At 72.0% G+C, this 25,619-nt stretch carries 22 protein-coding genes; 9 read left to right on the top strand and 13 right to left on the bottom strand.

What is annotated here, in order from left to right; genetic code table 11:
* Nucleotides 1-105 precede the first annotated feature (105 nt).
* The 3 genes from sthA (at nt 106) to ACFYZZ_RS07745 (ending at nt 4,209) form a co-directional block, all read left to right on the top strand.
* Complete coding sequence (gene sthA / locus ACFYZZ_RS07755; RefSeq protein ID WP_389172712.1) at nt 106-1,512, top strand: Si-specific NAD(P)(+) transhydrogenase; 1,407 nt, start codon at nt 106-108, stop codon at nt 1,510-1,512.
* A 256-nt stretch (nt 1,513-1,768) separates the two neighbouring features.
* Nucleotides 1,769-3,238: an APC family permease gene (locus tag ACFYZZ_RS07750; RefSeq protein ID WP_386577513.1), complete on the top strand. Its 1,470-nt coding sequence runs from the start codon at nt 1,769-1,771 to the stop codon at nt 3,236-3,238.
* A gap of 11 nt (nt 3,239-3,249) precedes the next feature.
* A complete protein-coding gene (locus tag ACFYZZ_RS07745) occupies nt 3,250-4,209 on the top strand; it encodes a hypothetical protein (RefSeq protein WP_389172711.1) in 960 nt (319 codons plus the stop codon).
* Here ACFYZZ_RS07745 and ACFYZZ_RS07740 read toward each other — a convergent pair.
* The 4 genes from ACFYZZ_RS07740 to efeU form a co-directional block, all read right to left on the bottom strand.
* Complete coding sequence (locus ACFYZZ_RS07740; protein ID WP_389172709.1) at nt 4,206-4,706, bottom strand: hypothetical protein; 501 nt, start codon at nt 4,704-4,706, stop codon at nt 4,206-4,208. The two genes, ACFYZZ_RS07745 and ACFYZZ_RS07740, sit on opposite strands and share 4 nt — an antisense overlap.
* Before the next feature lie 53 nt (nt 4,707-4,759).
* Nucleotides 4,760-5,872 (bottom strand): HoxN/HupN/NixA family nickel/cobalt transporter, encoded by a 1,113-nt coding sequence (locus tag ACFYZZ_RS07735; protein WP_389172707.1) that lies wholly within the window; start codon nt 5,870-5,872, stop codon nt 4,760-4,762.
* 230 nt (nt 5,873-6,102) lie between these two features.
* Complete coding sequence (efeB, locus tag ACFYZZ_RS07730) at nt 6,103-7,365, bottom strand: iron uptake transporter deferrochelatase/peroxidase subunit (protein ID WP_389172705.1); 1,263 nt, start codon at nt 7,363-7,365, stop codon at nt 6,103-6,105.
* A 38-nt stretch (nt 7,366-7,403) separates the two neighbouring features.
* A complete protein-coding gene (gene efeU, locus ACFYZZ_RS07725) occupies nt 7,404-9,434 on the bottom strand; it encodes an iron uptake transporter permease EfeU (RefSeq protein ID WP_389172704.1) in 2,031 nt (676 codons plus the stop codon).
* 214 nt (nt 9,435-9,648) lie between these two features.
* Here efeU and ACFYZZ_RS07720 point away from each other — a divergent pair, with 214 nt between their 5' ends.
* Genes ACFYZZ_RS07720 through ACFYZZ_RS07710 form a run of 3 tightly spaced genes read left to right on the top strand, consistent with a single transcriptional unit; the run spans nt 9,649 to nt 11,611 of the window.
* Nucleotides 9,649-10,311 carry a DedA family protein gene (locus ACFYZZ_RS07720; protein WP_389172702.1) on the top strand — a complete coding sequence of 221 codons (663 nt, stop codon included), beginning with the start codon at nt 9,649-9,651 and terminating at the stop codon, nt 10,309-10,311.
* Entirely contained in the window at nt 10,308-10,910 is a 603-nt protein-coding gene (locus ACFYZZ_RS07715; protein ID WP_389172700.1) for a phosphatase PAP2 family protein, read from the top strand. The genes ACFYZZ_RS07720 and ACFYZZ_RS07715 overlap by 4 nt, the downstream gene beginning before the upstream one ends.
* Nucleotides 10,907-11,611, top strand: a complete 705-nt coding sequence (locus ACFYZZ_RS07710) for a phosphatase PAP2 family protein (protein WP_389172698.1) — start codon at nt 10,907-10,909, stop codon at nt 11,609-11,611. The genes ACFYZZ_RS07715 and ACFYZZ_RS07710 overlap by 4 nt, the downstream gene beginning before the upstream one ends.
* Before the next feature lie 37 nt (nt 11,612-11,648).
* Here the strand turns inward: ACFYZZ_RS07710 and prcB are convergent, their stop codons facing one another.
* The 3 genes from prcB to ACFYZZ_RS07695 all read right to left on the bottom strand — a co-directional run bounded on the left by prcB (nt 11,649) and on the right by ACFYZZ_RS07695 (nt 15,105).
* Nucleotides 11,649-12,503 carry a proteasome subunit beta gene (prcB, locus tag ACFYZZ_RS07705; RefSeq protein WP_389172696.1) on the bottom strand — a complete coding sequence of 285 codons (855 nt, stop codon included), beginning with the start codon at nt 12,501-12,503 and terminating at the stop codon, nt 11,649-11,651.
* 75 nt (nt 12,504-12,578) lie between these two features.
* The gene (locus tag ACFYZZ_RS07700) at nt 12,579-13,583 is read right to left on the bottom strand and encodes a lysylphosphatidylglycerol synthase domain-containing protein (RefSeq protein ID WP_389172694.1); all 1,005 of its coding nucleotides are present in this window, start codon (nt 13,581-13,583) and stop codon (nt 12,579-12,581) included.
* A gap of 34 nt (nt 13,584-13,617) precedes the next feature.
* Nucleotides 13,618-15,105: a hypothetical protein gene (locus tag ACFYZZ_RS07695; RefSeq protein ID WP_389172692.1), complete on the bottom strand. Its 1,488-nt coding sequence runs from the start codon at nt 15,103-15,105 to the stop codon at nt 13,618-13,620.
* 168 nt (nt 15,106-15,273) lie between these two features.
* Here ACFYZZ_RS07695 and ACFYZZ_RS07690 point away from each other — a divergent pair, with 168 nt between their 5' ends.
* Together ACFYZZ_RS07690 and ACFYZZ_RS07685 are read left to right on the top strand one after the other, a co-directional pair.
* Complete coding sequence (locus ACFYZZ_RS07690; RefSeq protein ID WP_389172690.1) at nt 15,274-15,657, top strand: BlaI/MecI/CopY family transcriptional regulator; 384 nt, start codon at nt 15,274-15,276, stop codon at nt 15,655-15,657.
* The gene (locus ACFYZZ_RS07685; RefSeq protein ID WP_389172688.1) at nt 15,654-16,547 is read left to right on the top strand and encodes a M48 family metalloprotease; all 894 of its coding nucleotides are present in this window, start codon (nt 15,654-15,656) and stop codon (nt 16,545-16,547) included. Before ACFYZZ_RS07690 ends, ACFYZZ_RS07685 begins: the two co-directional genes overlap by 4 nt.
* 3 nt (nt 16,548-16,550) lie before the next feature.
* Here the strand turns inward: ACFYZZ_RS07685 and ACFYZZ_RS07680 are convergent, their stop codons facing one another.
* Entirely contained in the window at nt 16,551-18,893 is a 2,343-nt protein-coding gene (locus ACFYZZ_RS07680) for a glycoside hydrolase family 65 protein (protein ID WP_389172686.1), read from the bottom strand.
* Nucleotides 18,890-19,630: a beta-phosphoglucomutase family hydrolase gene (locus ACFYZZ_RS07675; RefSeq protein ID WP_389172685.1), complete on the bottom strand. Its 741-nt coding sequence runs from the start codon at nt 19,628-19,630 to the stop codon at nt 18,890-18,892. The genes ACFYZZ_RS07680 and ACFYZZ_RS07675 overlap by 4 nt, the downstream gene beginning before the upstream one ends.
* A 119-nt stretch (nt 19,631-19,749) precedes the next feature.
* On the opposite strand from ACFYZZ_RS07675, the gene ACFYZZ_RS07670 reads away from it, so the two are divergent.
* Nucleotides 19,750-20,391 (top strand): nucleoside/nucleotide kinase family protein, encoded by a 642-nt coding sequence (locus tag ACFYZZ_RS07670; protein WP_389173664.1) that lies wholly within the window; start codon nt 19,750-19,752, stop codon nt 20,389-20,391.
* 5 nt (nt 20,392-20,396) lie between these two features.
* Here ACFYZZ_RS07670 and ACFYZZ_RS07665 read toward each other — a convergent pair whose 3' ends face one another.
* Genes ACFYZZ_RS07665 through ACFYZZ_RS07650 form a run of 4 tightly spaced genes read right to left on the bottom strand, consistent with a single transcriptional unit; the run spans nt 20,397 to nt 25,497 of the window.
* A complete protein-coding gene (locus tag ACFYZZ_RS07665) occupies nt 20,397-22,226 on the bottom strand; it encodes a hypothetical protein (RefSeq protein ID WP_389172683.1) in 1,830 nt (609 codons plus the stop codon).
* 7 nt (nt 22,227-22,233) lie between these two features.
* Nucleotides 22,234-23,112 (bottom strand): carbohydrate ABC transporter permease, encoded by an 879-nt coding sequence (locus tag ACFYZZ_RS07660; RefSeq protein ID WP_389172681.1) that lies wholly within the window; start codon nt 23,110-23,112, stop codon nt 22,234-22,236.
* Between the two features lie 19 nt (nt 23,113-23,131).
* A complete protein-coding gene (locus tag ACFYZZ_RS07655; protein ID WP_389172679.1) occupies nt 23,132-24,112 on the bottom strand; it encodes a carbohydrate ABC transporter permease in 981 nt (326 codons plus the stop codon).
* 53 nt (nt 24,113-24,165) lie between these two features.
* Nucleotides 24,166-25,497 carry an ABC transporter substrate-binding protein gene (locus ACFYZZ_RS07650; RefSeq protein ID WP_389172677.1) on the bottom strand — a complete coding sequence of 444 codons (1,332 nt, stop codon included), beginning with the start codon at nt 25,495-25,497 and terminating at the stop codon, nt 24,166-24,168.
* Between the last annotated feature and the right edge of the window lie 122 nt (nt 25,498-25,619).

Here is a 25,619-nt window from a genome sequence, read left to right as displayed (position 1 = left end):
GACCGGTGGTGCACGACGGCCGCGCGCCGGTCGGCGACACCCGTGCACGCCCAGCGGTGCCGCGGGCCTTCCGCGCGGTGCCCGGCGGCTGTCAGACTCCGGAAGATGCCCGACTTCGACATGCTCGTCATCGGATCCGGACCCGGCGGGCAGAAGGCCGCCATCGCCGCGGCCAAGCTCGGCCGCCGGGTCGCTGTCGTCGACCGCCCCGACATGCTCGGCGGGGTCTCCCTGCACACCGGCACCATCCCGTCCAAGACCCTGCGCGAGGCCGTGCTGTACCTGACCGGTCTCACCCAGCGCGACCTGTACGGGCAGAGCTACCGGCTCAAGGAGGACATCACCGTCGCCGACCTGACCGCGCGCACCCGGCATGTGGTCGGCCGCGAGGTGGACGTCGTCCGCAGCCAGCTCTCCCGCAACCACGTGGCCGTCCACTCGGGCACCGGCCGGTTCACCGACCCGCACACCGTCGCCCTGCGCGACGAGGCCACCGGTCATGAACGGCTGCTGAGCGCCGAGCACATCGTCATCGCGACCGGCACCCGGCCGGCCCGCCCGGACAGCGTGGCGTTCGACGGGCGCACGATCATGGACTCGGACAACGTGCTCTCGCTGGAGCGGGTGCCGCGCTCGATGGTGATCGTGGGCGCCGGTGTGATCGGCATGGAGTACGCCTCGATGTTCGCCGCGCTCGGCAGCAAGGTGACGGTCGTGGAGAAGCGGCCCGGAATGCTGGATCTGTGCGACGTCGAGGTCGTGGAGTCGCTCAAGTACCACCTGCGGGACCTCGCCGTCACCTTCCGGTTCGGGGAGACCGTGGCCGCCGTCGAGCGCCATGCCCGGGGCACGCTGACGGTGTTGGAGAGCGGCAAGAAGATCCCCGCCGACACGGTGATGTACTCGGCCGGCCGGCAGGGCCTGACCGCCGGGCTCGACCTGGACAGGGCGGGGCTGCGGGCGGACGCGCGCGGCCGGATCGAGGTGGACGAGCACTACCGCACCGAGGTGCCGCACATCTACGCCGTCGGTGACGTCATCGGCTTCCCGGCGCTCGCGGCGACCTCCATGGAGCAGGGCCGGGCGGCGGCGTACCACGCGTGCGGGGAGCCGGTCGGGCAGATGCACGGCCTCCAGCCGATCGGGATCTACACGATTCCGGAGATCAGCTTCGTCGGCCGGACCGAGGACCAACTCACCGAGGACTGTGTCCCGTTCGAGGTGGGCGTCGCCCGCTATCGGGAGCTGGCCCGGGGCCAGATCATCGGGGACGCGCACGGCATGCTGAAGCTGCTGGTCTCCCCGGTGGACCGCACCCTGCTCGGCGTGCACTGCTTCGGCACCGGCGCCACAGAGCTGATTCACATCGGTCAGTCGGTGATGGGCTGCGGCGGCACGGTGGACTATCTGGTGAACGCGGTCTTCAACTACCCGACGCTGGCGGAGTCGTACAAAGTGGCCGCCCTGGACGCGACGAACCGGCTGCGCCAGATCGACCATCTCGCCGACTGAACGGCATCAGAACAGGCCAGCGGACGTTACCGGTTGGTCATCTTGAAACGTCAATGAGTGACGCTATAGTCACACCCACACACGGTGACCGTCCGCCGACGCTCGGCAGCACGGTGTGTCCATCCACCCCCGTTCTTCCTGACCGGCTCCTGACCCGAGGTCATCCCTTTTCGGGTACGAGGCGGGTCCACCCCCCACCTGCACGCCGTAGGGCCGGGCGCCCGTGCGCCGTGCACAACCGGAAAGCGGCACGACCATGAGCAACAACAGGGGCAGAGGGCTGCAGGCCAATGTCCTCGGTACGTTCGACACCGTGGTGATGGCGGTGGCCGGCAGCGCGCCCGCGTACTCGCTCGCCGCGACCACCGCCGTCCTCGTCGGCGCGGTGGGACTGGCCAGCCCGGCCGCCCTGCTGTACTGCGCGATACCCATGCTGGGCATAGCCCTGGCGTTCAGCTACCTCAGCCGGATCGACGTCAACGCGGGCGCCAGCTACTCCTGGGTGGGCCGTACCCTCCACCCGTTCCTGGGCTTCATCAGCGGCTGGGCGCTGGTGATCTCGGCGACCATCTTCATGGTGGCCGGTTCGCTGCCCGCCGGGTCGATGACGCTGGCTCTCTTCGACGAGAAGCTCGCCGACAACACGGCGCTGTCCACCGTGGTCGGCGCGGCGTGGTTCCTCGTCATGCTGGGCGTGGTGCTCGGTGGGGCCCGGCTCACCGTCCGCGCCCAGTTGCTCATGTCCGGTGTGGAGCTGGGGATTCTGGCCCTGTTCGCGGTGCTCGCCGTCTTCCACACGGACAACGCCCGCGCCTTCGACTGGTCCTGGCTGGGCTTCTCCCACTTCGACGGCATGTCCGGGTTCGCGTCCGGCGCGCTGCTCGCCGCGTTCTACTACTGGGGCTGGGACGTCACCAGCAACCTCAGCGAGGAGACCCGCAACAGCCGTCGCACGACCGGACTCGCCGGCCTGATCGGGGTCGGGATCGTCTTCCTGCTGTTCGAGGTGTTCACCATCGCGGTGAACGTCATCCTGACCTCGAAGCAGATCGAGGAGAACGACGCCAACGTGCTCGCGGTGCTGGGCGAGGAGATCTGGCCGGGCTGGGGCGGCAAGCTGCTCATCGTGTCCGTGATGCTGTCCACCATCGCCACGCTGGAGACCACGCTCATCCAGGTCACGCGCTCACTGTTCGCGATGGGCCGCGACCGTACGATGCCGACCGCGCTGGGCCGGGTGCACCGCACCTGGAACACGCCGTGGGTGGCGATCGTGGTGGTCGGCGCGGTGGCGCTGGCGATGTTCATCGCATCCAACGCGCTCGGCTCGGTGGGCGAGATCCTCGCCGACGCGATCTCCGCGATCGGCCTGCAGATCGCCGTCTACTACGGCCTCGCCGGTCTCGCGGTGGTCGTCGCCTACCGCAAGATGCTGCTGAAGTCACCGGCCAACTTCCTGCTCGGCGGGCTGTGGCCGCTGTTCGGCGCCGTGTTCATGTTCTGGATCTTCGTCGAGTCGCTGGGCGAGCTGAACGGCGCCGCGATCGCGATCGGCATCGGCGGACTGGCCGTCGGGCTCGTCCCGATGCTCTGGTACTGGCGGCAGGGCAGCGACTACTACCGGCCCGCGAAACTGGACGCGACCCGGACCGTGGAGGCGGAGTACGTTCCCGACGGCGCCGGTGTGCCGTCCCGGCCCCACGAGGGTCTCCCCACCGACTTCTGAGGGCGATCCCGATGGCGCGAGACCGTTTCACACCCGATTTCGACCCCGACTGCGGGGACGGGCAGCTCACCTCCGCCCGGCAGGACATCGTCATCGGCCGCTGGCAGGGCCTCAGGGACCTGCTGTGGCTCACCGGCGAGGACCGGACGCTGCGCGGCCACCGGGTACGGCTGCTGGCGCAGGCCTGCACGGGCAGTTCGACGGTGGAGTCGTGGCTGGCCGCCGAGCCCGGCAACGCGGACGCGCAGGTGCTGCGCGCGGCGACGGAGACGGCCCGGGCGTTCCACCTGGCCATCTCCGCCGGGCGGGGTGTGCCGATCGACCGGGACCGCATCGACACCGCGGTCCTGGCCTGCCTGCACGCCGCCGAGGCCTGCCCCGAGGACCCGACGCCGTGGGTGTCGCTGATCTCCGTCGCCCGGCTGTATCCGACGGGGGTACGGCGCCAGGAACTGGCCCGCTGGTGGGACGAGTTGCACCGGCGGGACCCGTTCAGCGTGGAGGGCCACCTCCAGGTCCTGCACTACTACTCGGCTCGCTGGCACGGCACGCACGGCCTGATGTACGACTTCGCCCGGGACGCGGCCGGAGTGGCACCGCCCGGCTGCCCGCTGCCGGTGCTGGTCCAGTACGCCCGGGTCGAGGAGTACCGCTACGCCCTCGACGCCGCCCGCGGCCGGCAGGGCTCGGTCGGCCTCGGCCAGCACTGGGACCACGACGGCGCGGTCAACGACGTACGGCGCACCTGGGAGCGCTGGGTGCGAGCCCGCCCGGACAGCAATCCGGCCCCGACCGAGCTGCGCGACCTCAACCACCTGGCGCACGCGGCCTGTCTGGCCGGCACGGCGGACGTCGCCGCGTCCCTGCTCCGCCTGCTCGGCCGCCGCGCCACCCGCACGCCGTGGTCGTTCACGGGCGATCCGGCCCAGCAACTGACGAAGTGGCGCAAGGAGTTGGGGGTGCGGACCTAGACGCGGCTGCGGAGCAGGACGAGGCCGGCTGCGGCCACTGCGGCCGCGGCGGAGCAGAGAATGCCGGCCGTCACGTAGCCGAAGACGGTGAAGGTGACGAACAACAGGGCCGCGAGGGTGGCCAGGGCTGCGCAGACGCGGGACAGGCCGCCTGCCGTCCAGGCCTCCTGGAGGAAGTCGCTGGTGCGCCAGGTATGTGCCGCGACGAGCAGCATGGCCACGATCATGACGGCTGCGAGGACCGGGGAGAGGCCGGACGTCCGGTGGAACACCGTGGGACGCTCCGGCCCCTTCAACTCCAGCAGATGGTGGATCCCCTTGATCGCCTCCACCGGGCCCACCACCGCGAACACGCCACCGGCCACGCGGCTCGGCCAGACCTTCCCGCCGTTGCCCCGCCGCAGTGCGATCCACTCGAGGATGCCGCGCGGATTGATCAGCGCCACCCAGCCGATCGCGGTGGCGCCCGGCTCCGGCAGCGCAGTGTGACGCCGCACGGGAGCCGCGCACCATGGGTGACGTGGGGATTTGATGCGATCTTGACGGAGCGCTAGTCCGCAGACCCCTCCGCCAGGCCCGCCGACCCCGCCGACCCCGCCGGCCCCGCCGTCCACTTCTCCTCGATTCGACCCGCCTTCCACACCAGCAGGGCGATCGCCCAGCTGGCGAAGAACAGGCCGACGATGACGAAGCCGACCGTGTTGAGGTCGAGGCCCGAGATCCAGTCCCAGAACGCGCCGTGCAGGTCCAGCTCGTCGGCGAGCAGGCCGAGGAGCTCCACGGTGCCGATGACGAGGGCGACGGCGACGGACAAGCCGGTGATGGTGAGGTTGTAGTAGACCTTGCGGACCGGCTTGGAGAACGCCCAGCCGTAGGCGAAGTTCATGAACGAGCCGTCGATGGTGTCGAGCAGCGACATGCCCGCCGCGAACAGGACGGGGAGACAGAGGATCGCGTACCAGGGCAGGCCCGAGGCGGCGCCCGAACCGGCGAGGACCAGCAGGGCGATCTCCGTCGCCGTGTCGAAGCCGAGGCCGAACAGCAGGCCCAGCGGGTACATCTGCCACGGCTTGGTGATCGAGCCCGTGACCCGGCCGAGGAGGCGGTTCATGAAGCCGCGGTTGTCGAGGTGCGCCTCCAGGGCGGCCTCGTCGAACCGGCCGGAGCGCATCTGCCGGAACACCTTCCAGATGCCGGCCAGGATGACGAGGTTGATCCCGGCGATGAGGTAGAGGAAGGTGCCGGAGACCGTCGTACCGATCAGGCCGGTGACCTCGTGCAGCCGGGAGTTGTCGTCGCGGACCGGTCCGGCCAGGGCTTTCATGCCGAGGGAGAGCAGCAGGGTCAGGCCGAAGACGATGCTGGAGTGGCCGAGCGAGAACCAGAAGCCGACCGACAGCGGGCGTTGCCCGTCCCCCATCAGCTTGCGGGTGGTGTTGTCGATCGCCGCGATGTGGTCGGCGTCGAAGGCGTGCCGCATGCCCAGCGTGTAGGCGGTCACGCCGATGCCGATGCCGAAGGTCGCCGGTGTTCCGGCAGATCCGGCGCCGACGCTGAAGTGGTGCGGGGCGACGATCCCCACCAGCGTGCCCCAGCCGATCACGTGCAGCGCGAGTACGAAGGCGGCCATACCGCCGACCCTGGTCCACTCCTGCCGCGTCATGGAGCCACGGACGCGATGCCAGGCCGAACGCGGGGCGTCGGCCTGAGCGGGGAGGGACGGAGCGGAACCAGGGGCGGCGGCCGTCATGGGGGAGGGTGTTCCTTCGGTGGAGCGGCTACGGCTGCGCTGCACAGCCTTGTGCCATCCTCCCGCAGTTGCAACTCATGTGCAGTAAAGCCCGCGGCAGGCCTTTCCCATGGGGAGGGAAAGGCCGTGGCCGAGAGGACGGGTCAGGCGGCGAGCAGGCCCCGGCCGAGCCAGTCCCGCCCGTCGCGCACGCCGGGCAGCGCGAAGAAGTAGCCGCCGCCCGTCGGGGAGATGTAGTCGACCAGGGGTTCGTCGATCAGCCGGGTCTGTACGGCCTCGAACTGGCGCTTGACGTCCTGCTGGTAGCAGCAGAAGGCCAGGCCCATGTCGAGGTTGCCGACCTTGTCCACGCCCCGGTCGTAGTTGTAGCCGCGGCGCAGGATGCGGGAGCTGTCGCTCTTCGCGGTGCGCGGGTTGGCGAGGCGGATGTGGGCGTCCACCGGGATCGCGGTGCCGTGCGGGTCCTTGGTGTAGTCGGGGATGTCGGTCTCCCTGGCTCCGTCGAGCGGGGCGCCGGTGTCCTTGCGGCGGCCGAACATCTTCTCCTGCTCGGTCAGCGAGACCCGGTCCCAGAACTCCACGAGCATCCGGATGATCCGGATCACCTGGTAGCTGCCGCCCTTGGCCCAGGCCGGCTCGCCCTGCCCGTCGCCGACCCAGATCAGCCGGTCGGTCTCGCGGGCCGAGGTGACGTCCGGGTTGGCGATGCCGTCCTTGAAGCCGAGCAGGTTGCGCTGGGCTCCGGTGGGGCGCGGGGCGTTCTGGAAGCCGTCGATGCGCCACTTGATCTGCATGGCGCCGCGGGTGTGCCGGGCGATGTCGCGCAGGGCGTGCAGCACGGTGTCCTGGCTGCCCGCGCACAGCTGGAGGGACAGGTCGCCGTGGCACTCGGCCGCATTCAGGTTGTCGTTCGGGAAGGTCCGCATCGGGGTCAGCCGGGCGGGCCTGGCCTTGGCGAGGCCGTAGCGGTCGTCGAAGAGGGAGGCGCCGACGCCGACCGTGACGGTCAGGGCGTCCGGGGGGACCTCGGGGCCGAGGATGCCGTTGTCGGAGGGCGGCGCGCCGACGCCGAGGTCGGCGGGGGTGCCGCCGGAGGTGAGGAAGCGGGCCCGTTCGGTGATGGTGCGCAGCAGGTCGGCGAGGCCCGTGCGGTCGTCGGCGATGACGTCGAAGGAGACGAAGGTGGCCGCGGCCGGCGCCGGGGTGACGATGCCGGCCTGGTGGGCGCCGTGGAAGGGGACCTTCGCACCGCTGTCCGCGCCCGTGTCCTGTGCCCGGGCCGTGCCGCCGCTCTCGGCGAGCGCGAAGCCGCCGCCGGCCAGGACCGCGCCGGCGGCTCCGGCGCCCAGCGCGGTCCGCACGAAGGAGCGGCGGGCCGGGCAGACGGGGGTGTCGGCAGAGGACATCGGAGGGTTCCCTTCGGGGTGCGGGTGCTCGGTGGTCATCAGGCGGACTTCCGGATCTCGAGGAGGTCCGGGACCGGGGCGAGGTCTTCCAGCAGCTGCCCGGTGGCTCCGTCGAGGCGCTGCCGGTCGGTGGCGGCGAGCCGGTCGACGGGGGTCCAGTGAGTGCCGTCGTGGGCCGCGTCCAGGAGCTTCTGCAGCCGGGCGACGTCCGCGTCGACCGTCGGGAGCAGCCGGGGTGCGCGGCTGGTCAGCAGCGGCTGGAGGACGGTGAGCAGTTCGCGGGTGCCGGCGAGGTTGGCGTCGGCGGTGGCGAGGCCCGTGCCGCTGCCCTGGTCCGTGTCGCCGGTCAGCTCGAACTGGAGGGTGTTCTCCAGGATCTCGTGGGCGCGCAACGGCAGGTCGCCGGGGTCGAATTCCTGGGCCGGGAAGGCCTTTTGCAGTCCCGCGGCCGCGTCGGCGAGCTGCTGGGCGGGCGCACGCAGGCTCTTGGCCGGCTCCCCGTGCCACAGACCGTGCTCCAGGCGCAGGAAGCCGGTGAAGTCCTTGTCCTGGACGCCGTTCGGCAGTCCGTCGGGGCGCCCGTCGATCTTCTGGTCGAAGTCCTCGAAGGTGCCGTAGGCGGCGCCCAGGGAGGTGTAGGTGCGGTGGGCGGTGAGCCAGTCGCTGCGGGCCCGGTCGAGGTGGCCGCCCTCGATGTCGTCGTCGAGGGTGCGGGTCTGGGCGACGAGCCTGGCCAGGCCCTGCTCGACGTAGGTCCGGTACGCCTTCAGGGGTGCGGCGAGGTCCTGTGCGGAGACGGGGACGACCGGCTTGGCCGCTCCGCCGCCGCTCACCCGTACCGCCTTGGACGTGACGGCCTTGCCGCCGGTCGGGACACAGCGCCAGGCGTAGGTGCCGCCGGCGACCGTGGCGACCAGGTCGCGGGTGGTGCCGGGGGCCAGGCCCTCGATCTCGCCGTAGACCGCGCTGGTCGACGGGTCGATCAGGTACACCTCGGAGGTCCTGCCGCCGGTGTTGTGCATCTGGAAGGTCTGCCGGCCGGGCCTGGGTGCGGTGAAGCCCTTGCCGCACTCGGTCTCGGAGACGGCGACGGTCTGGTCGCCGGCGGGCTTGGGCCGGGAGAGGGCGACGACGAGTCCGGCGAGCACGGCGGGTACGGCGACCACGGCGGCCGGGATCACCCACACGGGGCGGCGCCGCTGCGGGCGAGCCGCCTTCGGCTCGGGCGCGGGCCGTTCGGCGGCCGGCTTCGGGGTGGTGGCGCGACCCCCGCGGACGAACAGGGTCATCACCACGGCGAGGTAGGCGACGTAGGCCACCACCTGCAGCCAGGTCATGGCCGGGGTCAGGTTGAACACGCCCTGGACCAGGGTGCTGTACCAGGAGCCGGCGTCGACGCTGCCGGTCAGGTCGACCGCGTACGCGGTGCCACCGGGCAGCACCCCGCCCTCCTGGAGGTCGCGCAGGCCGTAGCCGAGGACTCCGGCCGCGATGACGATGAGGACGCCGCCGGTGACGGTGAAGAACCTGGTCAGGTTGATCTTCAGGACCCGGCGGTACAGGCCCCAGCACAGGCCCGCCGCGAGGACCAGGCCGATGGCGGCGCCGGTCAGCGGGCCGGCCGACTCGCCGGCCGCCCGGGCGGTGGTCCACAGGAACAGGGCCGTCTCCAGGCCCTCGCGGCCGACCGCGAGGAAGGAGGTGAGGACCAGCATCCCGGAGCCCATCGCGAGCGCGCCGGTGACCTTCTCCCTCAGCTCACCGGAGAGGCTGCGGGCCGAACGGCGCATCCAGAACACCATGGCGGTGACGAACGCGACGGCGATCACGCCGAGGGTGCCGCCGAACGCCTCCTGGGCGGTCGCCGACAGGGACGCGGCGGTGAAGGTGAGGACCGCGCCGAAGCTCATCGCGACGGCGATCGCGGCCAGGACACCCGTCCACACCTGCGGCAGCCGCGAGCGCGCCTCGGCCCGCACGAGTGTGGCGATGAGGATGGAGACGATGAGTCCGGCTTCGAGTCCCTCCCTCAGTCCGATCAGGAAACTCGGAAACGCGTCGTCCCACATGCCCTGCGACCCTCCCGACTTAGTGAAGGCATGCCTTACCTTCGCAGACCATCATGACTACAGGGATGTAGTCAGTCAGTCATGAAGCAGCAATAGGCGGGCAAAGTCCGGGAACGATGCACACACTCGAATCGTCTACAGTTCGGTAGACGGTCTACACATGCGTAGTCGGAAGCAGTCGAGTCAGAAGCAACCGAGGAAAGGGCGTGCGGCGATGGCCACTCCCTCAGACCTGTCGTCGCAGCTCGCGGTCAACGTGCTCGACGCGCACTCCCTGCTGGCCGCCTTCGGGGTGATCGGCGTCGGGGTGGTGCTGTTCGCCGAGACGGGCCTGCTGATCGGCTTCTTCCTGCCCGGCGACTCCCTGCTGTTCACGGCGGGGCTGCTGTGCACGGGCGCGTCCGACCGCGGTGTGCACCTCTCGCTCGGGCCGCTGCTGGCCGCCGCGGCCGTCGGCGCGCTCGCGGGTTCGCAGTGCGGGTATCTGATCGGCCGCAAGGCGGGCGGCGCCCTGCTGGCCCGCAGCCGGTCGGCCCGGATGCACGAGGGCGCGCAACGCGCCGAGGAGCTGCTGGAGCGCTACGGACACGCGAAGGCGATCGTGCTGGCCCGCTTCGTGCCGGTGGTACGGACGGTGCTGAACCCGATGGCGGGCGCGCTGGGCGTGCCGGCCCGGACGTTCACCCTCTGGCAGGCGGCGGGCGGGCTGGTGTGGAGCCTCGGCCTCACCCTGGCCGGATACGCGCTGGGCTCCTCGATCCCGAACGTGGACAAGTACCTGCTGCCGGTGATCGCGCTGATCGTCGTCGTGTCGCTCCTCCCGCTCGCCGCCGAGGTGCTGCGCTCCCGCAGGGCGGCCAAGGAGGCCCGCGGATGATCCTGGCGCTCACGGCCTCGTCGGTCGACGGGCCGCTCTACCGGGACGTGGTGGAGCTCGCCCACCGCTCCCCCGGCCGGCTGGACGGCGTCGTCACGCTGTGGTCGACGTACGGCCTGGCGGTGTTCGCGCTGCTCATGGTCGTGGGCTGGTGGCGGGCCCGCCGGGTCGACGCCGCGGCGGGGACGACGGCGCTGTCCGTTCCGGTGGCGGTGCTGGTGGCCTTCGGCGCGGACGCCGGGCTGAAGGCGCTGGTCCGGGAGGACCGGCCCTGCCGGGGTCTGCCCTTCCCCACCCTGGAGGCGTGTCCGGCGCCGGGTGACTGGTCGTTCCCCAGCAATCACACCGCGATCGCGGTGGCCGCGGCGGTCGCCCTGTTCTTCGTCTCCCGCCGGCTGGGACTCCTCGCCTCCGGGTTCGCCGTCGCCATGGCGGCCTCCCGGGTGTGGGTGGGCGTCCACTACCCGCACGACGTCCTCGTGGGAGCCCTCGTCGGCGGCCCGGTCGCCTTCCTGGTGATGACCCTGCTCCGGCACTGGCCGCGGGGACTGTCCGGACGGCTGGCGGCGACCCGGCTGCGTCCACTGCTGGTGTCATGAACAGCAAGACCCTCGCCGTACTGGCGGGCAGTCTCTCGCTCAGCGCCTGGGCGGCGTTCGGCGTGCTGGCAATGGCCGTCCACGGCCGGCACGGCGCCCCGCTGTTCTTCGACCACGCCCTGCTGACCTGGTCCGTCGAGCACCGGCCGCCGATGGCCGTCGCCGTCACCCGCGGACTGACCGCCACCGGCACCGGAGTGCTCCCGTACGCGGTGGTCGTCGTGGCCGGGCTGCTGACGGGCCGCAGCCGGCGGCAGCGGCTGGTCGGTGCGCTGCTCATGGCCGCCTGCCTCGCCACCGGCCAGGCCGTGCGGTACGGCGTCATGGAGCTGATCGGCCGGGCTCGCCCGCCCTCCTTCGACTGGCAGACGCACGCCTCCGGTTGGTCGTTCCCATCGGGGCACAGCACCACGGGGGCCCTCACGGCCGGTCTGGTGATCCTCGCGCTGTGCCTGCGCGCCCCGCACGGCCGCATACCGCTCTGCCTCGGGGTCGCCTGCTGGGGGGTGGGGGTGGGCCTGACGCGGGCCTTCCTCGGCGTGCACTGGTTCACCGACGTGCTCGGCGGCTGGCTGTTCGCCATCGGCTGGCTCGGGCTGTGGCTGTGCGCGGCGGCCTGGTGGCTGCCCCTGCGCCTGAGCACTGACACCGACACCGACACCGACACCGACACCGACACCGGCGAGCCTGGCCCGGGGTGAACGCGTCCTGATGTGTCCCGAGTGAGCGGGCCGAGGGTCAGGCGGCGGCGTGCGGGCCGTCCGGGCGGCCGCTGCGCTGCCGGACCGTCTCGCGACTCAGCTCCTCGGTCTCGGCCTCGGGCAGCCGCTCGAAGCCGTCCTCGGTGATGGCCGAGACCACCGGGAAGATACGGCGGTTCAGGTCGGGGCCACCGGTGGCCGAGTCGTCGTCGGCGGCGTCGTACAGCGCCTGGAGCGCTGCCAGGGCGGCCTCCCGGCGGGTGAGGTCCGGCCGGAACAGTTTCTTCAGGGCGCCCCGGGCGTACGGGGAGCCGGAGCCCTCGGCGTGGAAGTGCCGTTTCTCGTACAGTCCGCCGGCCGCGTCGAAGGAGAAGATGCGGCCGCGGCCGCCCTCGGGCGCGGTGCTGTCGTAACCGGCGAGCAGCGGGACGACGGCGAGGCCCTGCATGGCCTGGGCGAGGTTCTGCCGGATCATGGCCGCGAGGCGGGTCGCCTTGGCCGCCAAGGACATCGGGGTGCCCTCGATCTTCTCGAAGTGCGTGAGTTCGACCTGGTAGAGCCGGACCATGTCGAGCGCGAGGCCGACGGTTCCGGCGAAGGCGACGGCGGTGTGGCCGTCCGCCGGGTGCACCTTCTCCAGGTCACGCTGGGCGATGAGGTTGCCCATGGTGGCCCTGCGGTCTCCGGCGATCAGCACGCCGTCGCGGAAGGTGAGGGCGAGCACCGTGGTGCCGTGCGGGATGCTGCCGGGCGCGGCGCGGACCCCGTCCGGGAACGGCGGCGCTGTGGGCAGCAGGCCGGGCCGGTGCGCGGCCAGGAACTCGGTGAAGGACGAGCTGCCGGGCGTGAAGAACTCCTCCGCCGGCCGCCCCGCGATGTGACGCTCCGTCATGCCGTTCCCCCTCCTGTGCCGCCAGGCCCCGTTCGTCTCCTACCTGGCGCGGGCGTCCGGGAAACTCCCGCCCGGTCACAGGGCCTTGCGCCGGACGAGCACCGCCAGCACGAGGAGGCCCGGGAGCAGCGGCAGCCATACGGTGAGCAGCCGGTAGCCGAGTACGGCGGAGGCCGCGGTCGCGGCGGGGGCGCCGGACCCGGTCAGCGCGAGGGCGAGGGCGGCGTCCAGGGAGCCGAGCCCGCCCGGGGTGGGCAGCAGGGCGGCCGCGCAGCTGGCGGCGAGGTACAGCAGGGCCACCTGGAGCGGGGGCAGGGACAGCTGGACGGCCTGGGCGACGGAGATGAGCACCAGGGAGTGCAGGGCGGCGAAGGCCAGCGAGCCGCCCCACAGGGCGGCGGCACGGGCCGGGCAGGCGTGCACGGTACGGATGTCGGCCAGCACGCACGCCAGCGCGCGGCGGCAGCGCGGGCGCAGCGGACCGGCCAGGAGGGCCACGAGCAGGGCGGCGGCGCCGAGCACGGCGGCGACCGCGGCCGGGGAGACGTGCGGGACGCGCAGCAGGCCCGGGCAGAGCGGAGCGAGCACCGCGATCAGGGCGAGGCGGACGACGGCTCCGGCGGTGGCCTTGACGGCGAGCGCACCGGCCGAGCGGCCCGCCGGCAGTCCGCAGCGCATCAGGAAGCGCAGGTTCACCGCGCCGGCGCCGAGCCCGGCGGGCAGCAGGTGGTTGGCGGCGCAGGCGGCGAACTGGGCGGCGAGCAGCCGCGGTCCGGGCAGCCGCCGGGCGACCGCGCCCTGCTGGGCGAGCGCCGAGGCCGCCCAGGTGCCGGCGGCCGCCACCGCGCCGAGCAGCAGCCACCCCTCGTCGGCGACGGCCAGCCGCAGCGCCCCGGTCTCCACCGTCGGCCAGTGCCGCCGGGCCACGTAGGCCGCGCCCAGCAGGACGGCGAGGCAGACCAGCGTGTGCCAGTAGGCCCGGCCGCGGCCGACGGCGAGGTCCGCGGGAGCGGTCGGCAGCGGGCCGGCGCCTGGGTGCAGCGCGTCCTGGGGCGCCTCCTGTACGGCGTGCTGGGTCATCGGCCGCCTCCCCCGTGTCTGCCACGGCGCCAGGTCATGAACCGGCCTCCGGTACGGCGTAGTAGAGGCGCAGTCCGTCGAGCGGCACGGAGGGCCACGAGCGGGCGTACCGCGGTGGCCGGGAGCCCGCGGGCACCAGGGCGGCGACCGGGGTGTGGCGCGCGGTGCGGGTGATGGCCTCTTCCGTGCTGTTGGCGTTGTGCCCGGTCGTCGCCGCCGAGGAACAGCCGGCGTAGAACGCCACCGGGATGGCCTCGTGCCCGGTGACCAGACAGGGCTGACGGACGCCCAGCCCGTGCAGGGCGGCGGCGGTGCGGGACCAGTCGCGGTGGGCGGCGGTGGTGCGGTTCACGGCGCCCGTCAGGACGGCGAGTTGCACCGCGAGGTGGGCGGCGAGCCCGAGCGCCAGCAGGGTGACGACCACCGGCCGCCAGGCACGGGCGGGCGCGGTCACCAGATGGAGGAGCGCGACGGCGACGGGGATCGACAGCAGGGCGTAGGCGGGGAGCAGGAAGCGGGGCGCCGCGTAGCCGATCAGGAACAGGTAGGGGACGGCGGCCGTGGCCGCGCAGGTGAAAGCCAACAGGGTCGGCGCCGTGCGGCGGGCCCGGACCGCGACCGTGAGACCGAGCGCGGCGAGTACGGGCAGCACGAACCACCAGACGGTGACCACCGGGTGGGGCAGCGCTCCCGTGCACGGCCGGCACAGCGCCCGTCCGCCGAGGCTGCGGAGCTGATCGACGACGGCGAAGTGCAGGCCGAGTCCACCCTGGATCTCGGAGCCGTCGGCGAGTCGCTGGGCGAGGCCGCCGTAACTGACGTACGCCTCGATGACCCACTCGAGCGCCCCGGCGGCGAGCCCGGCGAGAAGGACGAGGAGGGGCCGCCAGTGGCGGCGCACCAGGCCGAACGCGAGGAGCGGCAACGTGACCCAGACGGCATCCACGGGGCGCATCCAGGCCATCAGCGCCGCGCTCGCACCCAGGCCCCACAGTGCGGCATGGTCGGCCCGGTCGGATCGGGCGCGCAGGAAGCAGGCCGCGGCGGCGAGGGCTGCGACGGCCACCCAGTAGTTGGGCATGGCCTGGGGACCGTAGAACAGGGTCACCCACAGGGAGGCGAACAGGGCGCCGGCGAGGGCGAGCACGCGGACGGGGAACAGGCCCCGCCAGGCGCGCAGGGCCAGGAAGAGGGCGAGGCCGGACAGAAGCGCGAGGTAGACCCGCAGCAGCGCGGTCGAGGAGGACCAGGCGGCGACCGGTGCGACCAGCAGGGAGACACCCCGCGCGCGGGGTGCGCTGAAGAAGGCGGCCGGAGCGTGTCCGCTGACCTGGCTGACGTACACCGTCTCGTCCCAGCCGAGGCCCATGCCGGGCCGGACCAGGAGCAGTTGGGCCAGCGTGAAGGTTGCCGCGACGGCCGCGAGCGGCCAGTAGGCGCGGGCCCGTCCGGGGCCGGCGGACGGGCGGCGCGAGCGCTCGCGCCGGGCCGCGTCGGCTGTGGCGTGCACGCTGCCGATCATGATCACCCCTATTCCCCCTACAACTCGTAGGGTCGACTTGCACCCTACAGCCCGTAGGACCCAAAGGCGGGATCGGGGAAAACACCGACAAACTAACGCGGATCACAGGCCGGTGTCGGGTGAACAGGACCATCCGGCTGACGGCACTACGCGCTGTAAGGTTGGGGCATGGCTGGCACAGGGTCCCGCAACAGGGCGGAGCGGCGCAGCGCCGGGGAGCTGGAGAGCGAGGTACTGGCCGCACTCTGGGCCACCGAGAGGCCGCTGACACCGGCGGAGATCCAGACCGAGATCGGCGGCGGGCTCGCCTACAACACCGTGCACACCATCCTCAAACGCCTGTACGACAAGGGCTTGGTGCTGCGGGACGCCCACGGGCGGCGCGGCGCGTACCGTCCCGCGAAGAACGCGGCGGAGCTGACCGCCGCGGCGATGCACGAGGCCCTGGACCGGGGCCCGGATCCGATCGCGGCGCTCCAGCAGTTCGTGACCGGCCTGAGCCCTGAGGAGGAGCGGGCGCTGCGGGAACTCCTCGCCGGAGGCGGCGCATGAGGTTCGACGTCTACACCCCGCTGCTGCTGTCGCTGCTGCTGTCCGGCGTCGCGCCGGTGATCGGCGGCCGGGTGGCGCCCGCACTCGCCGCGCGCGTGCTGACGTCGGCGGCCGTACTGACCGCCGCGGCCACGACCTGGACGCTGGTGCTGCTGGCGGCCGCGCTGGTCGGGGACGCGCCGCCGGTGGTGCGGGAGGCCCGCGAGGACGGGCGTCGGCTGGTGGATCCGGTGCCGGAGGTGATCGGCGTCGCCGCGGCGGTGGCGCTGGCCGTCGTCGTGTGGCGGGTGCACCGGGCGGTGCGCGCCGAGCGGCGCACCCGGCGGGCGCTGCGGCGGCTGTGCACGGGGCAGCCCGCGGACACGGAGTTGATCGTCGCCGCCTCCGATGTGCCGCAGGCGTTCGCGATCCCGGGCCGGCCGGGCCGGATCCTGGTCACCTCGGCGATGCTGGGCGCGCTGGCGCCGGACGAGCGGCGGGTGCTGCTCGCCCACGAGCGCGCGCATCTGACGCACCGCCACGGGCCCCTGGTGACCGCGGCGACCCTGGCCGTGGCGGCCAACCCGCTGCTCGCACCGGTCCGTTCGGCCGTGGTCTTCCTCGTGGAGCGCTGGGCGGACGAGCAGGCCGCGACCGCCGTCGGGGACCGGCGGACCACCGCCCGCGCCCTGGCCCGAGCCGCACTCACCGCCGGACGGGCCCGCCCGGCGTGCACCCTGAACTTCACCGACCGCGCGGTCTCCCGCCGGATCGCGGCGCTCCAGACGAGCCCGCTCCCGCAGCTGTGGCCCGCCGCGGTGGCCGTCCTCGCCCTGGGCACCCTCGCCGCCCTGCTCGCCGCCGACGCGACGGGCGACCTGCTCGGTCTGCTGTCCGGGACGCCGAGCTGACGCTCAGCCGACGTTCGGCGCCCGGTGCAGGGGCTGCTCCGGAGCCGGGCGGGGGCTGACCGGAGGTACGGAGCGGACGGCGGGCTCGTCCGCGCTCACCCGCAGCGCCTCCCCGTGGTGGTGCAGCGTGAGGGGCTCCCCGTCCAGCAGCGTGTACGCCGCCTTGTCTGCGCCGATCTCCACCCTGAGGCGGCGGCCGCGGAACTGGAGGCTGAAGGCCAGGCGGCTCAGGCGCTCGGGCAGGCGCGGCGCGAACCGCAGCCCCCCGCCGTCGCGGCGCAGTCCGCCGAAGCCCGCGACCAGCGCCATCCAGGTCCCGGCCAGCGAGGCGATGTGCAGTCCGTCCCGGGTGTTGTGCTCCAGGTCCTCCAGGTCCATCAGGGCCGCCTCGGCCGTGTAGTCGTAGGCGAGCCGCAGATGGCCCGCCTGCGCGGCGATGACGGCCTGGCAGCAGGCGGACAGGGACGAGTCGCGTACGGTCAGCGGCTCGTAGTAGGCGAAGTTGCGGGCCACCTGCTCGTCGTCGAAGCGGTCGCCGCACGTGTACATGGCCAGCACCAGGTCGGCCTGCTTGACGACCTGTTTGCGGTAGAGATCGAAGTAGGGGAAGTTCAGCAGCAGCGGGTACTGCTCGGGTCGGGTCTGCGCGAAGTCCCAGCGCTGGTAGCGGGTGAATCCGGCGTGCTGCTCGTGGACGCCGATTTCGTCGTTGTACGGGACGTGCACGGCCTCGGCGGCGTCCCGCCAGGCCGCGCTCTCCTCCGCGTCCACGCCCAGGCGCTCCGCCTCGCGCGGGTGCCGTTCGACGGCGTCGGCGGCGGCCAGCAGGTTCTGGCGGGCCATCAGGTTGGTGTACGTGTTGTCGTCGGCCACCGCGCTGTACTCGTCGGGGCCGGTGACGCCGTCGATGTGGAAGACCCCGTGGTGGTCGTGGTGGCCGAGCGAGCGCCACAGGCGGGCGGTCTCCACCAGCAGCTCCACTCCCGCCTCCCGCTCGAATCGGGTGTCGCCGGTGGCCTCGACGTAGCGGACGACCGCGTCGGCAATGTCGGCGTTCACATGGAAGGCCGCGGTGCCGGCCGGCCAGTACGCCGAGCCCTCCGCGCCCTGGATGGTCCGCCAGGGGAACGCGGCCCCGCCGAGCCCCAGTTGGGTCGCACGCTCGCGTGCCTCGTCGAGGGTGTTGTACCGCCAGCGCAGCGCCTCGGCGACGGCCTCCGGGGCGGTGTGGGTGAGGACGGGCAGCACGAACATCTCGGTGTCCCAGAAGGCGTGCCCGTCGTAGCCGGAGCCGGTCAGGCCCTTGGCAGGTATCGCCCGCTGCTCGGCGCGGGCGCCGGCCTGCAGGACGTGGAAGAGGGCGAACCGTACGGCCTGCTGGATCTCCTCGTCGCCGTCCACCTCGACGTCCGCGCCGGACCAGAAGTCGTCCAAGTAGGCACGCTGCTCGTCCAGGAGTCCCTGCCAGCCGTCGTGCGCGGCGGCCGCGAGGGCGGCGTCGACCTGGTCGGCCATCGCGGGCAGCGAGCGGGTGCCGGACCAGCCGTGGGCGACCAGCTTCTCCACCCGCAGCGTCTGGCCCGGCTCCAGGACGGAGGTGACGGTGAGCCGGGCGACGTCGCCGCCGCTCTCGCCGCGGGTCGTGGTGCGCTCGGGACCGGTGACCACGTGGTCGGCGGCCACGGCCACCCGCAGGCCGCTGCGCCGGGTGCGGTGCACCAGCCGCAGCCGGTTGCCGGCGGCGAGGTCGTCCTCCCGCTCCAGCGGCGACTGCAGCGCCATCGCGGCGCGCGGGTCGCCGTTCGAGCCGGGCAGCTGTTCGTTGGCGACCAGCTCCGACTGGATCACCACCCGGCTGCGGCGGCCGACGGCCTCCACCTCGTACGCCACCGCGGCCACCGCCCGCTGGGTCAGCGACACCAGCCGGGTCGAGCGGACCCGGACCGTGGAGCCGGCCGGGGACGTCCACTCGACGGCCCGCTCCAGCACTCCGCGGCGCAGGTCAAGGACGCGCTCGTGGGCGACGAGCCGGCCGTAGCGCAGGTCGAAGGGCTCGTCGTCCACCAGCAGACGCAGGATCTTGCCGTTGGTGACGTCGATGACCGTCTGCCCGGACTCCGGGTAGCCGTAGCCGGCCTCCGCGTACGGCAGCGGGTGCACCTCGTGCACCCCGTTGAGGTAGCTGCCGGGCAGGCCGTGCGGTTCGCCCTCGTCCAGGTTGCCGCGCCAGCCGACATGGCCGTTGGACAGCGCGAACACCGACTCGCTCTGGGCGAGGACGTCGAGGTTCAGGTCCGTCTCGCGCACGGCCCACGGCTCGACCGTGTACGACCGGTGGGTGATCACTGCTTGCCTCCCAGCTCGGCGAGATCCTTGACGACGATGCTCGCGCCGTGTGCATACAGGGCGTCGGCCTGTCCGACCCGGTCGACGCCGACGACGTAGCCGAAGGCGCCCGAGCGGCCCGCCTCCATGCCGGCCAGCGCGTCCTCGAAGACGGCCGCCTGGGCCGGCTCGACGCCCAGGTCGTGGGCGGCGGCCAGGAAGGTGTCGGGGTGCGGCTTGCCCGGCAGGTTCCGCTCGGCGGCGACCACGCCGTCGATGCGGACGTCGAAGAAGTGCTCGGCGCCGACGGCCCGCAGCACGTCCTGGCAGTTGGCGCTGGAGGAGACGATCGCGGTGCGCAGCCCCTGCGCGCGCACGGCCTCCAGATAGCGCAGGGTGCCCTCGTAGGCCTCCACGCCGCCGGTGCGGATCCGCTCCAGCAGCAGGTCGTTCTTGCGGTTGCCGAGGCCGTGCACGGTGCGGGCGTCGGGCGGGTCGTCGGGGCCGCCCTCGGGCAGGTGGATGCCGCGCGAGTCGAGGAAGGAACGGACGCCGTCGGCGCGCGGGCGGCCGTCGACGTACTCGTCGTATTCGGCGATCGCGTCGAACGGCCGCGCCTGCGGGCCCTCGTAGTCGCGCAGGAATGCGTCGAACGTCTCCTTCCAGGCGGCCGCGTGCACGACGGCCGTCTTGGTGACGACCCCGTCGAGGTCGAACAGACAGGCCAGGATGGTGTCGGGCAGTCCGAGCTGAGTCATACCCAGCACCATTCCCCATGGAGTGCGCTCCAGTGGGTGGCGAGCGCCACATGAGCCAGACTTTCGAACCTTCCGGCCCGACTCTCACCGTCGTCGCCTCCGGTGACACACTCTGCTGTGTGCCGCTGACCTTCGACGACCTGCTCACCCGCGCCCGTGCCCTGGCCGGGGGCGGGCGGCGCGCGATCCTCGGGATCGCGGGCGGCCCGGGCTCGGGAAAGACCACGCTGGCCGAGCATCTGGTGCGCGCCCTGAACGCCGACGGCCCGCCCTGGGTGGCACACGTCCCCATGGACGGCTTCCATCTGGCCGACGTCGAGCTGGACCGGCTCGGCCGCCGGGACCGCAAGGGCGCGCCGGACACCTTCGACGCGGCCGGGTACGCGGCTCTGCTGCGGCGGCTGCACGAGGAGACCGGCGAGGTGGTGTACGCGCCCGGGTTCGAGCGGGTCCTGGAGCAGCCGGTCGCGGGCGCCATCCCCGTGCCGCCGACGGCGCGGCTGGTGGTGACGGAGGGCAACTACCTGCTGCTGGCGGAGGGTTCGTGGGCGCGGGTGCGGTCGTGCCTGGACGAGGTGTGGTACTGCGAGATCGACGAGCAGGAGCGGATCCGCCGGCTGGTCGCCCGGCACGAGGAGTTCGGCAAGGAGCGCGAGGCGGCCGTGGCCTGGGTCCTGGGGACGGACCAGCGCAACGCCGACCTGATCGCGACGACGCGGGACCGGGCGGACCTGGTCGTGCCGCCCGGCGCGCTGCCCTAGGGTCCTCAGACGCTCAGCGTGAGCACGGGTTCGCCGGTGGCATCGCCCGCCGGATCCCCGAGCACCGCGGTGAACGCCTCGGTGCGTACCGTCAGCCCCTGCTCGTCGCTGTCGAAGGCGGGTGCGAAGGGGCCGCCGGGCCCGTAGCGTACGGCGAACACGTGCAGGCCCTGCGGAGCGCCCGGTGCCGGGGCGGCCTCCAGTGCGGTGGAGTCGACCAGGTGGCGCCAGCCCTCGTCGGGGTTGCCGTAGCCGCGCGGGTCGGCCGCGAGCGCGAACGCCGCCTGTTCCTGGGTGAGTTCGGCGCGGGCGTCGAAGTGGTCGGGGCCCGGGTGCGCGGGGTGCGTGAGGCGCAGCCCGCCCGCGGCGACGACCTCGCCCTCGGCGACGCGGCGCACCCGGTCGCCGTCGTCGGCGGCGTACGGCAGCCCGGACAGCAGGTACGGCGCCCCGTCGAGCCGCTCGACGGCGACCGTCACCCACAGGCTGGTGCCGTCGGTGACGTACAGCGACCGCACATGGCGCAGCACATGGTCGCGGCCGACGACCGGCTTGGTGACCAGCTTGGCCGCGAGCCCGTCGGCGCGGACATCACGGACGCGCACCTCGCCCATGGGACGGCACAGCAGGAAGCCGTCCGTGACCGGGCCGAACCCGTGCTGGCGGCGCACGGCGGCGGGCAGGTAGTAGGTGCCGGCCGCCTCGACGAGCGAGGGGGTCATGCGGCTGTCGAAGGCGACGGAGACCGTGCCGGAGCGCAGTTGGTGGCGGGCGGGCGCGGTCGACGGGACGCGGTGCCAGCGGGTGGTGTCCTGGATCTGCCAGACCAGCATGAAGGCGAAGTGCCCGTCGATGCGGCCGTCGCGCTGGACCGCGTGCCGTCCCCAGCGGGTGTCGCCCCGGTAGCGGCCCAGGTCCGCGCCGATGCGTGCGCCGAAGTAGCGCAGGCCCAGGACGGATTCGAACCCGGAGTGCTGTTCGCTGTAGCGGGGGCCGCCGTTGTCGAAGCCGCCGCTCGTCAGACGGGCGTCGATGTAGCGGGCGAGCGCCTCTCCGTCCTCGGCGAACACCTCCTCGCCGCTGACCCGGTGGGCCTGGGCGAGGAAGGAGAGGGAGATCGGGCCGTAGTTGTTGTCGTACGCCCCGCCGTGCTCGGGCGGCAGCAGGGCACCCCGGTCGCGGACCCGGTGGGCACGGATCTCGTCGGCGTACAGGGCGAGCGCGCGGGCGCGGACCTGGTCCCCCGGCCCGTCGGGGAGATGGCGGGCCAGCATCAGGCCGCCGACCACGCAGCCGATGGCCTGGTTGCCCGCCTCCTGCGGGTTGAAGAAGGTCGCCTCGGTCAGCCGGCGCCAGTAGCCGTGGGCCAACTCCGTGAGCGCGGTGCGCTGTTCGTCGTCCAGGAGGCCGTCGGCCGCGTCGAGGACGTTGACCGCCTGGAGCAGCGCCCACACCGTGCTCGGCCAGTCACCGATGGGGTGCGCGCCCGCTTCCAGTACGTAACGGGCGTACGGCAGGCCCGAGTCGGTGGTGCGCAGGTTCGGGTAGCCGGGGTTGTCGTCGGTGTAGACGCGCTCGCGCAGATGGAAGGCGAGGCTGCGGCGCACCGCTTCCGGCAGCCGCGGGTCCCGGCCGCGCTGCCAGGCGAGGGCCAACAGGGAGGTGATGCCGAGGGAGGTGTCGCCGATGTCGTCGCCGGCGTCGGGGTGTTCCAGGTTGCCCTCGGGGGTGAGGCGGGCGAGGGCCTGCTCGGTGACGTCGGCGAGGACCGCGTCGTACGCCTCGGGGGTGTCCGGGAGGTCGTGCAACGGGCCGCGCTGGTGAGGGAGATGCACGGGTGGATCAGCCCTTCATGCCGGAGGTCGCCAAGCCTTCCACCAGTCTCTTCTGGAAGATGAGGAAGCAGATGAGCGTCGGAAGGAGGGCGAGCGTCGACATGGCGAACATGGCGCCGTACGAGGAGCCGCTGGTCTTGTCCAGGAAAAGGGTGAGGCCGAGCGGGACGGTGAAGCGGTCGTTCTGCTGGAGGTAGACGAGCTGGCTGAGGAAGTCGTCGTAGGTCCAGATGAAGGTGAAGATCGTGGTGGTGACCAGGGCCGGCTTCATCAGTGGCAGGATGATCTTCCAGTAGATCTGGAAGGGGTTGGCGCCGTCCATCATCGCGGCCTGGTCCAGCTCGCGCGGGATGGAGCGGATGAACTGCACCATCAGGAAGATGAAGAAGGCGTCCGTGGCGAGGAACTTGGGGACGATCAGCGGCAGGAAGGTGTTGATCCAGGTCAGGTTGTAGAAGATCGTGTACTGCGGGATCAGCGTGGCCTGCATGGGCAGCATGAGCGTGCCGAGCATCACGCCGAACAAGATCTTCTTGCCGCGGAACTCGAGGCGCGCGAAGGCATAGGCGGCCAGCGAGCAGGAGATCACGTTTCCGATCACCGCACCGATCGTGACGATCAGCGAGTTGGTGATGTAGAGCGAGAAGGAGTTGCCGGAACCGCTCCAGCCCTCGGAGTAGTTGGCGGCGTGCACCTTCTCCGGGATCAGACCGGGGTGCGTGAAGATCTCGGTGTCGGGCTTGAGGGAGCTGCTGAGCATCCACAGCAGCGGGTAGAGCATGAGCAGGGCAACGCCGATGAGCAGCGTGTGCAGAAGGATGCGGCGGGGGCCGGTGAGCGAGCGCAGCTTGCTGAGCGGCGAGACGCCGGGCGTGATGGCGGACATGGTGGACAGAACTCCTCGCTCAGTCGTCGTAATGAACCCAGTAACGGCTGGCGATGAAGTTGACCGCCGTGAAGCCCGCGATGACCAGGAACAGCACCCAGGCCAGTGCCGAGGCGTATCCCATCTGCAGGTCGGTGAAGCCCTTCTTGTACAGATAGAGGGAGTACAACATGGTCGAGTTGAGCGGTCCGCCGGTGCCGTTGCTCACGACATAGGCGGGGGTGAACGTCTTGAACCCGTCGATGATCTGCAGGACCACGTTGAAGAAGACGATCGGGGTGAGCAGCGGAAGCGTGATCCGGAAGAACCTGGTGAACGTTCCGGCGCCGTCGATCGCCGCGGCCTCGTAGACATCCTTCGGCAGTTGCTTCAGGCCGGCAAGGAAGATGACCATCGGGGTGCCGAACTGCCACACGGCCAGCAGGATGAGCGTGTAGATCGAGGTGTCGGGGCTGGAGATCCAGTCCTGGCCCCTGATGCCGAACCAGCCGAGGAAGTCGTTGAACAGGCCGTCCCCGCCGAAGACCTGCCGCCACACGATGGCCACGGCGACCGCGCCGCCGAGCAGCGAGGGCAGGTAGAAGGCGGCCCGGTAGACGCCGAGGCCCTTCAGCGGGCGGTTGAGCAGGATGGCCACGCCGAGCGCGAGCGCCAGCTTCAGCGGCACGGAGACGAGGACGTACAGCAGGGTGGCGTGCACCGAGTCCCAGAACACCGGGTCGTCGGTGAACATGTGCGAGTAGTTCTCGGTGCCGACCCACTGGGCGGACGAGAGCAGGTCGAAGTCCGTGAAGGACAGGTACAGCGAGTCCAGCATCGGGTAGATCGTCAGGCCGAACAGGCCGACGAACCAGGGGGCCAGGAAGAGGTAGGGCCACCAGCCACCGCCGCGCCGTCTGGCGGCGCGCCGGCGCATCCGTTCCCGCTCGCGCCGGTCGGCGGGGGTCGCCGGGGCCGCCGGCGCCTCCCCCACGACCTCGTCGGTCTTGGTGGTGGTCATGCTCATCTTCTCCCTGGCCCTCTCCCGGTGCCTGACTGTGCTGGGGCGGGCGGTCAGCCCGCGAGGATCGACTGCGCCTGGTCGAAGAACTCGCTCAGCTGCGCCTTGATGGACTTCTTGCCGAAGGCGACCGCCAGGTTGGACTGGAACAGCAGGTCCCAGATCTGGTCCGCGCCCTTGGGCGGGGGCACAGGCGCGGGCAGCGCGCCCGCAGCCTTGGAGACCCGCTGGGAGATGTAGTCGGCGTTCGCCATGTTCAGCTTGTCGGTCTCGGTCAGCCCGCCGGAGATCAGCGAACGGGCCTTCTGGGTCGGCGGGATGCCGCGCAGCAGCTGCATGTCCTTGATGGCGGTGGCGTCCTGGGCGAAGAAGTCCATGATCTTCACCGAGTCGGCGATCTGCTTGCTGGCCTTGGTGGCGCTCAGCAGCACACCGCCGTTGACGAAGTTGCCCTCGCGGGCACCGGACCAGTCGCCCTGCGGGGTGGGCAGGAAGTCCAGCTGGGCGTCGGTGATCGAGCCGCCGGCGCCGTAGACACCGGAGTCGAAGGTGAACAGGGCCTTGCCGATGACGACCGCGTTCTTGGTGAGGTCGTTGTGCGCGGCCGAGGTGACGGCGGGCGGCGGGGAGGCGTGGTCCTTCCGCATCCCGGCCCAGAACTCCCACCACTCCTGCAGGGTGTCGGCGGTGAAGCCGAGCTTCTTGCCGTCGTCGGAGAAGAACTGCTGGCCCTTCTCGCGGGCGAAGATCTCGAAGCACTGCAGGGTGGAGCCGCCGCCGTCGTCGACGCCGTACTGCTTGCCGCCGCTCTTCTTGTAGACGTCGGCCGCGATCTTCTTCAGGTCGTTCCAGGTCCACTCGCGGTCGGGCAGCTTCAGGCCGAGCTGCTCCAGGCCGGAGCGGTTGACGGTGAGCTGGTTGACGCCGATGCCGGACGGGACGCCGTACAGCTTGCCGTCGACGGTGCCGGCGGCCAGGAGCGTCTTGGAGAAGCCCGTCAGGTCCAGGGACTTGCCGACGTAGGAGTCGAGCGGGGCGAGGATGCCCTTGCGGGCGTACTGCGCGACCAGCGCGGTGTCCATCTGCAGCAGGTCGGGGGCGCTACCGCCGGCGACCTGGGTGTTGAACTTGTCGAAGTAGCCGTCGTAGCCCTGGTAGCGGGTCTCGATCTCGATCTTCGAGTTCTTCTTCTGGAAGGAGGCGAGGGCCTTCTTGTACGCGGCGTGCCGGTCGTCGCTGCCCCACCAGGTCATGGTCAGCTTGCCGCTGTCGCTGCCCGCGCCGGTGCCGCCGGCACAGGCGGCGAGCGTGGAGCCGAGCGCGCCGGCGACGGCCAGCCCGCTCGCGGTGCGGAAGAGGGTTCTGCGCGAGATCTGGTGACCCACCGGGTCCTCCCTGAAGGTGCGTGACGGATCCCGGAGCCGGTCAACTCGGCTCGGGCGCCTTGGTGTTGGAATCGCTTTCCGGTACGCGGCCTCGCCCGGCCGCGCACCTGACGGGTGCGGGT

Origin of the sequence: Streptomyces sp. NPDC001816 (assembly GCF_042892235.1) — a bacterium.
GTDB lineage: Bacteria > Actinomycetota > Actinomycetes > Streptomycetales > Streptomycetaceae > Streptomyces.
This window is presented reverse-complemented; position numbering and strand designations above follow the sequence as displayed.

Bases quoted from the DNA above. Each gene is read 5' to 3' on its own strand.
- sthA (WP_389172712.1), top strand. From the start codon at position 106: ATGCCCGACTTCGACATGCTCGTCATCGGATCCGGACCCGGCGGGCAG.
- ACFYZZ_RS07750 (WP_386577513.1), top strand. From the start codon at position 1,769: ATGAGCAACAACAGGGGCAGAGGGCTGCAGGCCAATGTCCTCGGTACG.
- ACFYZZ_RS07745 (WP_389172711.1), top strand. From the start codon at position 3,250: ATGGCGCGAGACCGTTTCACACCCGATTTCGACCCCGACTGCGGGGAC.
- ACFYZZ_RS07735 (WP_389172707.1), bottom strand. From the start codon at position 5,872: ATGACGCGGCAGGAGTGGACCAGGGTCGGCGGTATGGCCGCCTTCGTA.
- efeB (WP_389172705.1), bottom strand. From the start codon at position 7,365: ATGTCCTCTGCCGACACCCCCGTCTGCCCGGCCCGCCGCTCCTTCGTG.
- efeU (WP_389172704.1), bottom strand. From the start codon at position 9,434: ATGTGGGACGACGCGTTTCCGAGTTTCCTGATCGGACTGAGGGAGGGA.
- ACFYZZ_RS07720 (WP_389172702.1), top strand. From the start codon at position 9,649: ATGGCCACTCCCTCAGACCTGTCGTCGCAGCTCGCGGTCAACGTGCTC.
- ACFYZZ_RS07715 (WP_389172700.1), top strand. From the start codon at position 10,308: ATGATCCTGGCGCTCACGGCCTCGTCGGTCGACGGGCCGCTCTACCGG.
- ACFYZZ_RS07710 (WP_389172698.1), top strand. From the start codon at position 10,907: ATGAACAGCAAGACCCTCGCCGTACTGGCGGGCAGTCTCTCGCTCAGC.
- prcB (WP_389172696.1), bottom strand. From the start codon at position 12,503: ATGACGGAGCGTCACATCGCGGGGCGGCCGGCGGAGGAGTTCTTCACG.
- ACFYZZ_RS07700 (WP_389172694.1), bottom strand. From the start codon at position 13,583: ATGACCCAGCACGCCGTACAGGAGGCGCCCCAGGACGCGCTGCACCCA.
- ACFYZZ_RS07695 (WP_389172692.1), bottom strand. From the start codon at position 15,105: ATGATCGGCAGCGTGCACGCCACAGCCGACGCGGCCCGGCGCGAGCGC.
- ACFYZZ_RS07690 (WP_389172690.1), top strand. From the start codon at position 15,274: ATGGCTGGCACAGGGTCCCGCAACAGGGCGGAGCGGCGCAGCGCCGGG.
- ACFYZZ_RS07685 (WP_389172688.1), top strand. From the start codon at position 15,654: ATGAGGTTCGACGTCTACACCCCGCTGCTGCTGTCGCTGCTGCTGTCC.
- ACFYZZ_RS07675 (WP_389172685.1), bottom strand. From the start codon at position 19,630: ATGACTCAGCTCGGACTGCCCGACACCATCCTGGCCTGTCTGTTCGAC.
- ACFYZZ_RS07660 (WP_389172681.1), bottom strand. From the start codon at position 23,112: ATGTCCGCCATCACGCCCGGCGTCTCGCCGCTCAGCAAGCTGCGCTCG.
- ACFYZZ_RS07655 (WP_389172679.1), bottom strand. From the start codon at position 24,112: ATGACCACCACCAAGACCGACGAGGTCGTGGGGGAGGCGCCGGCGGCC.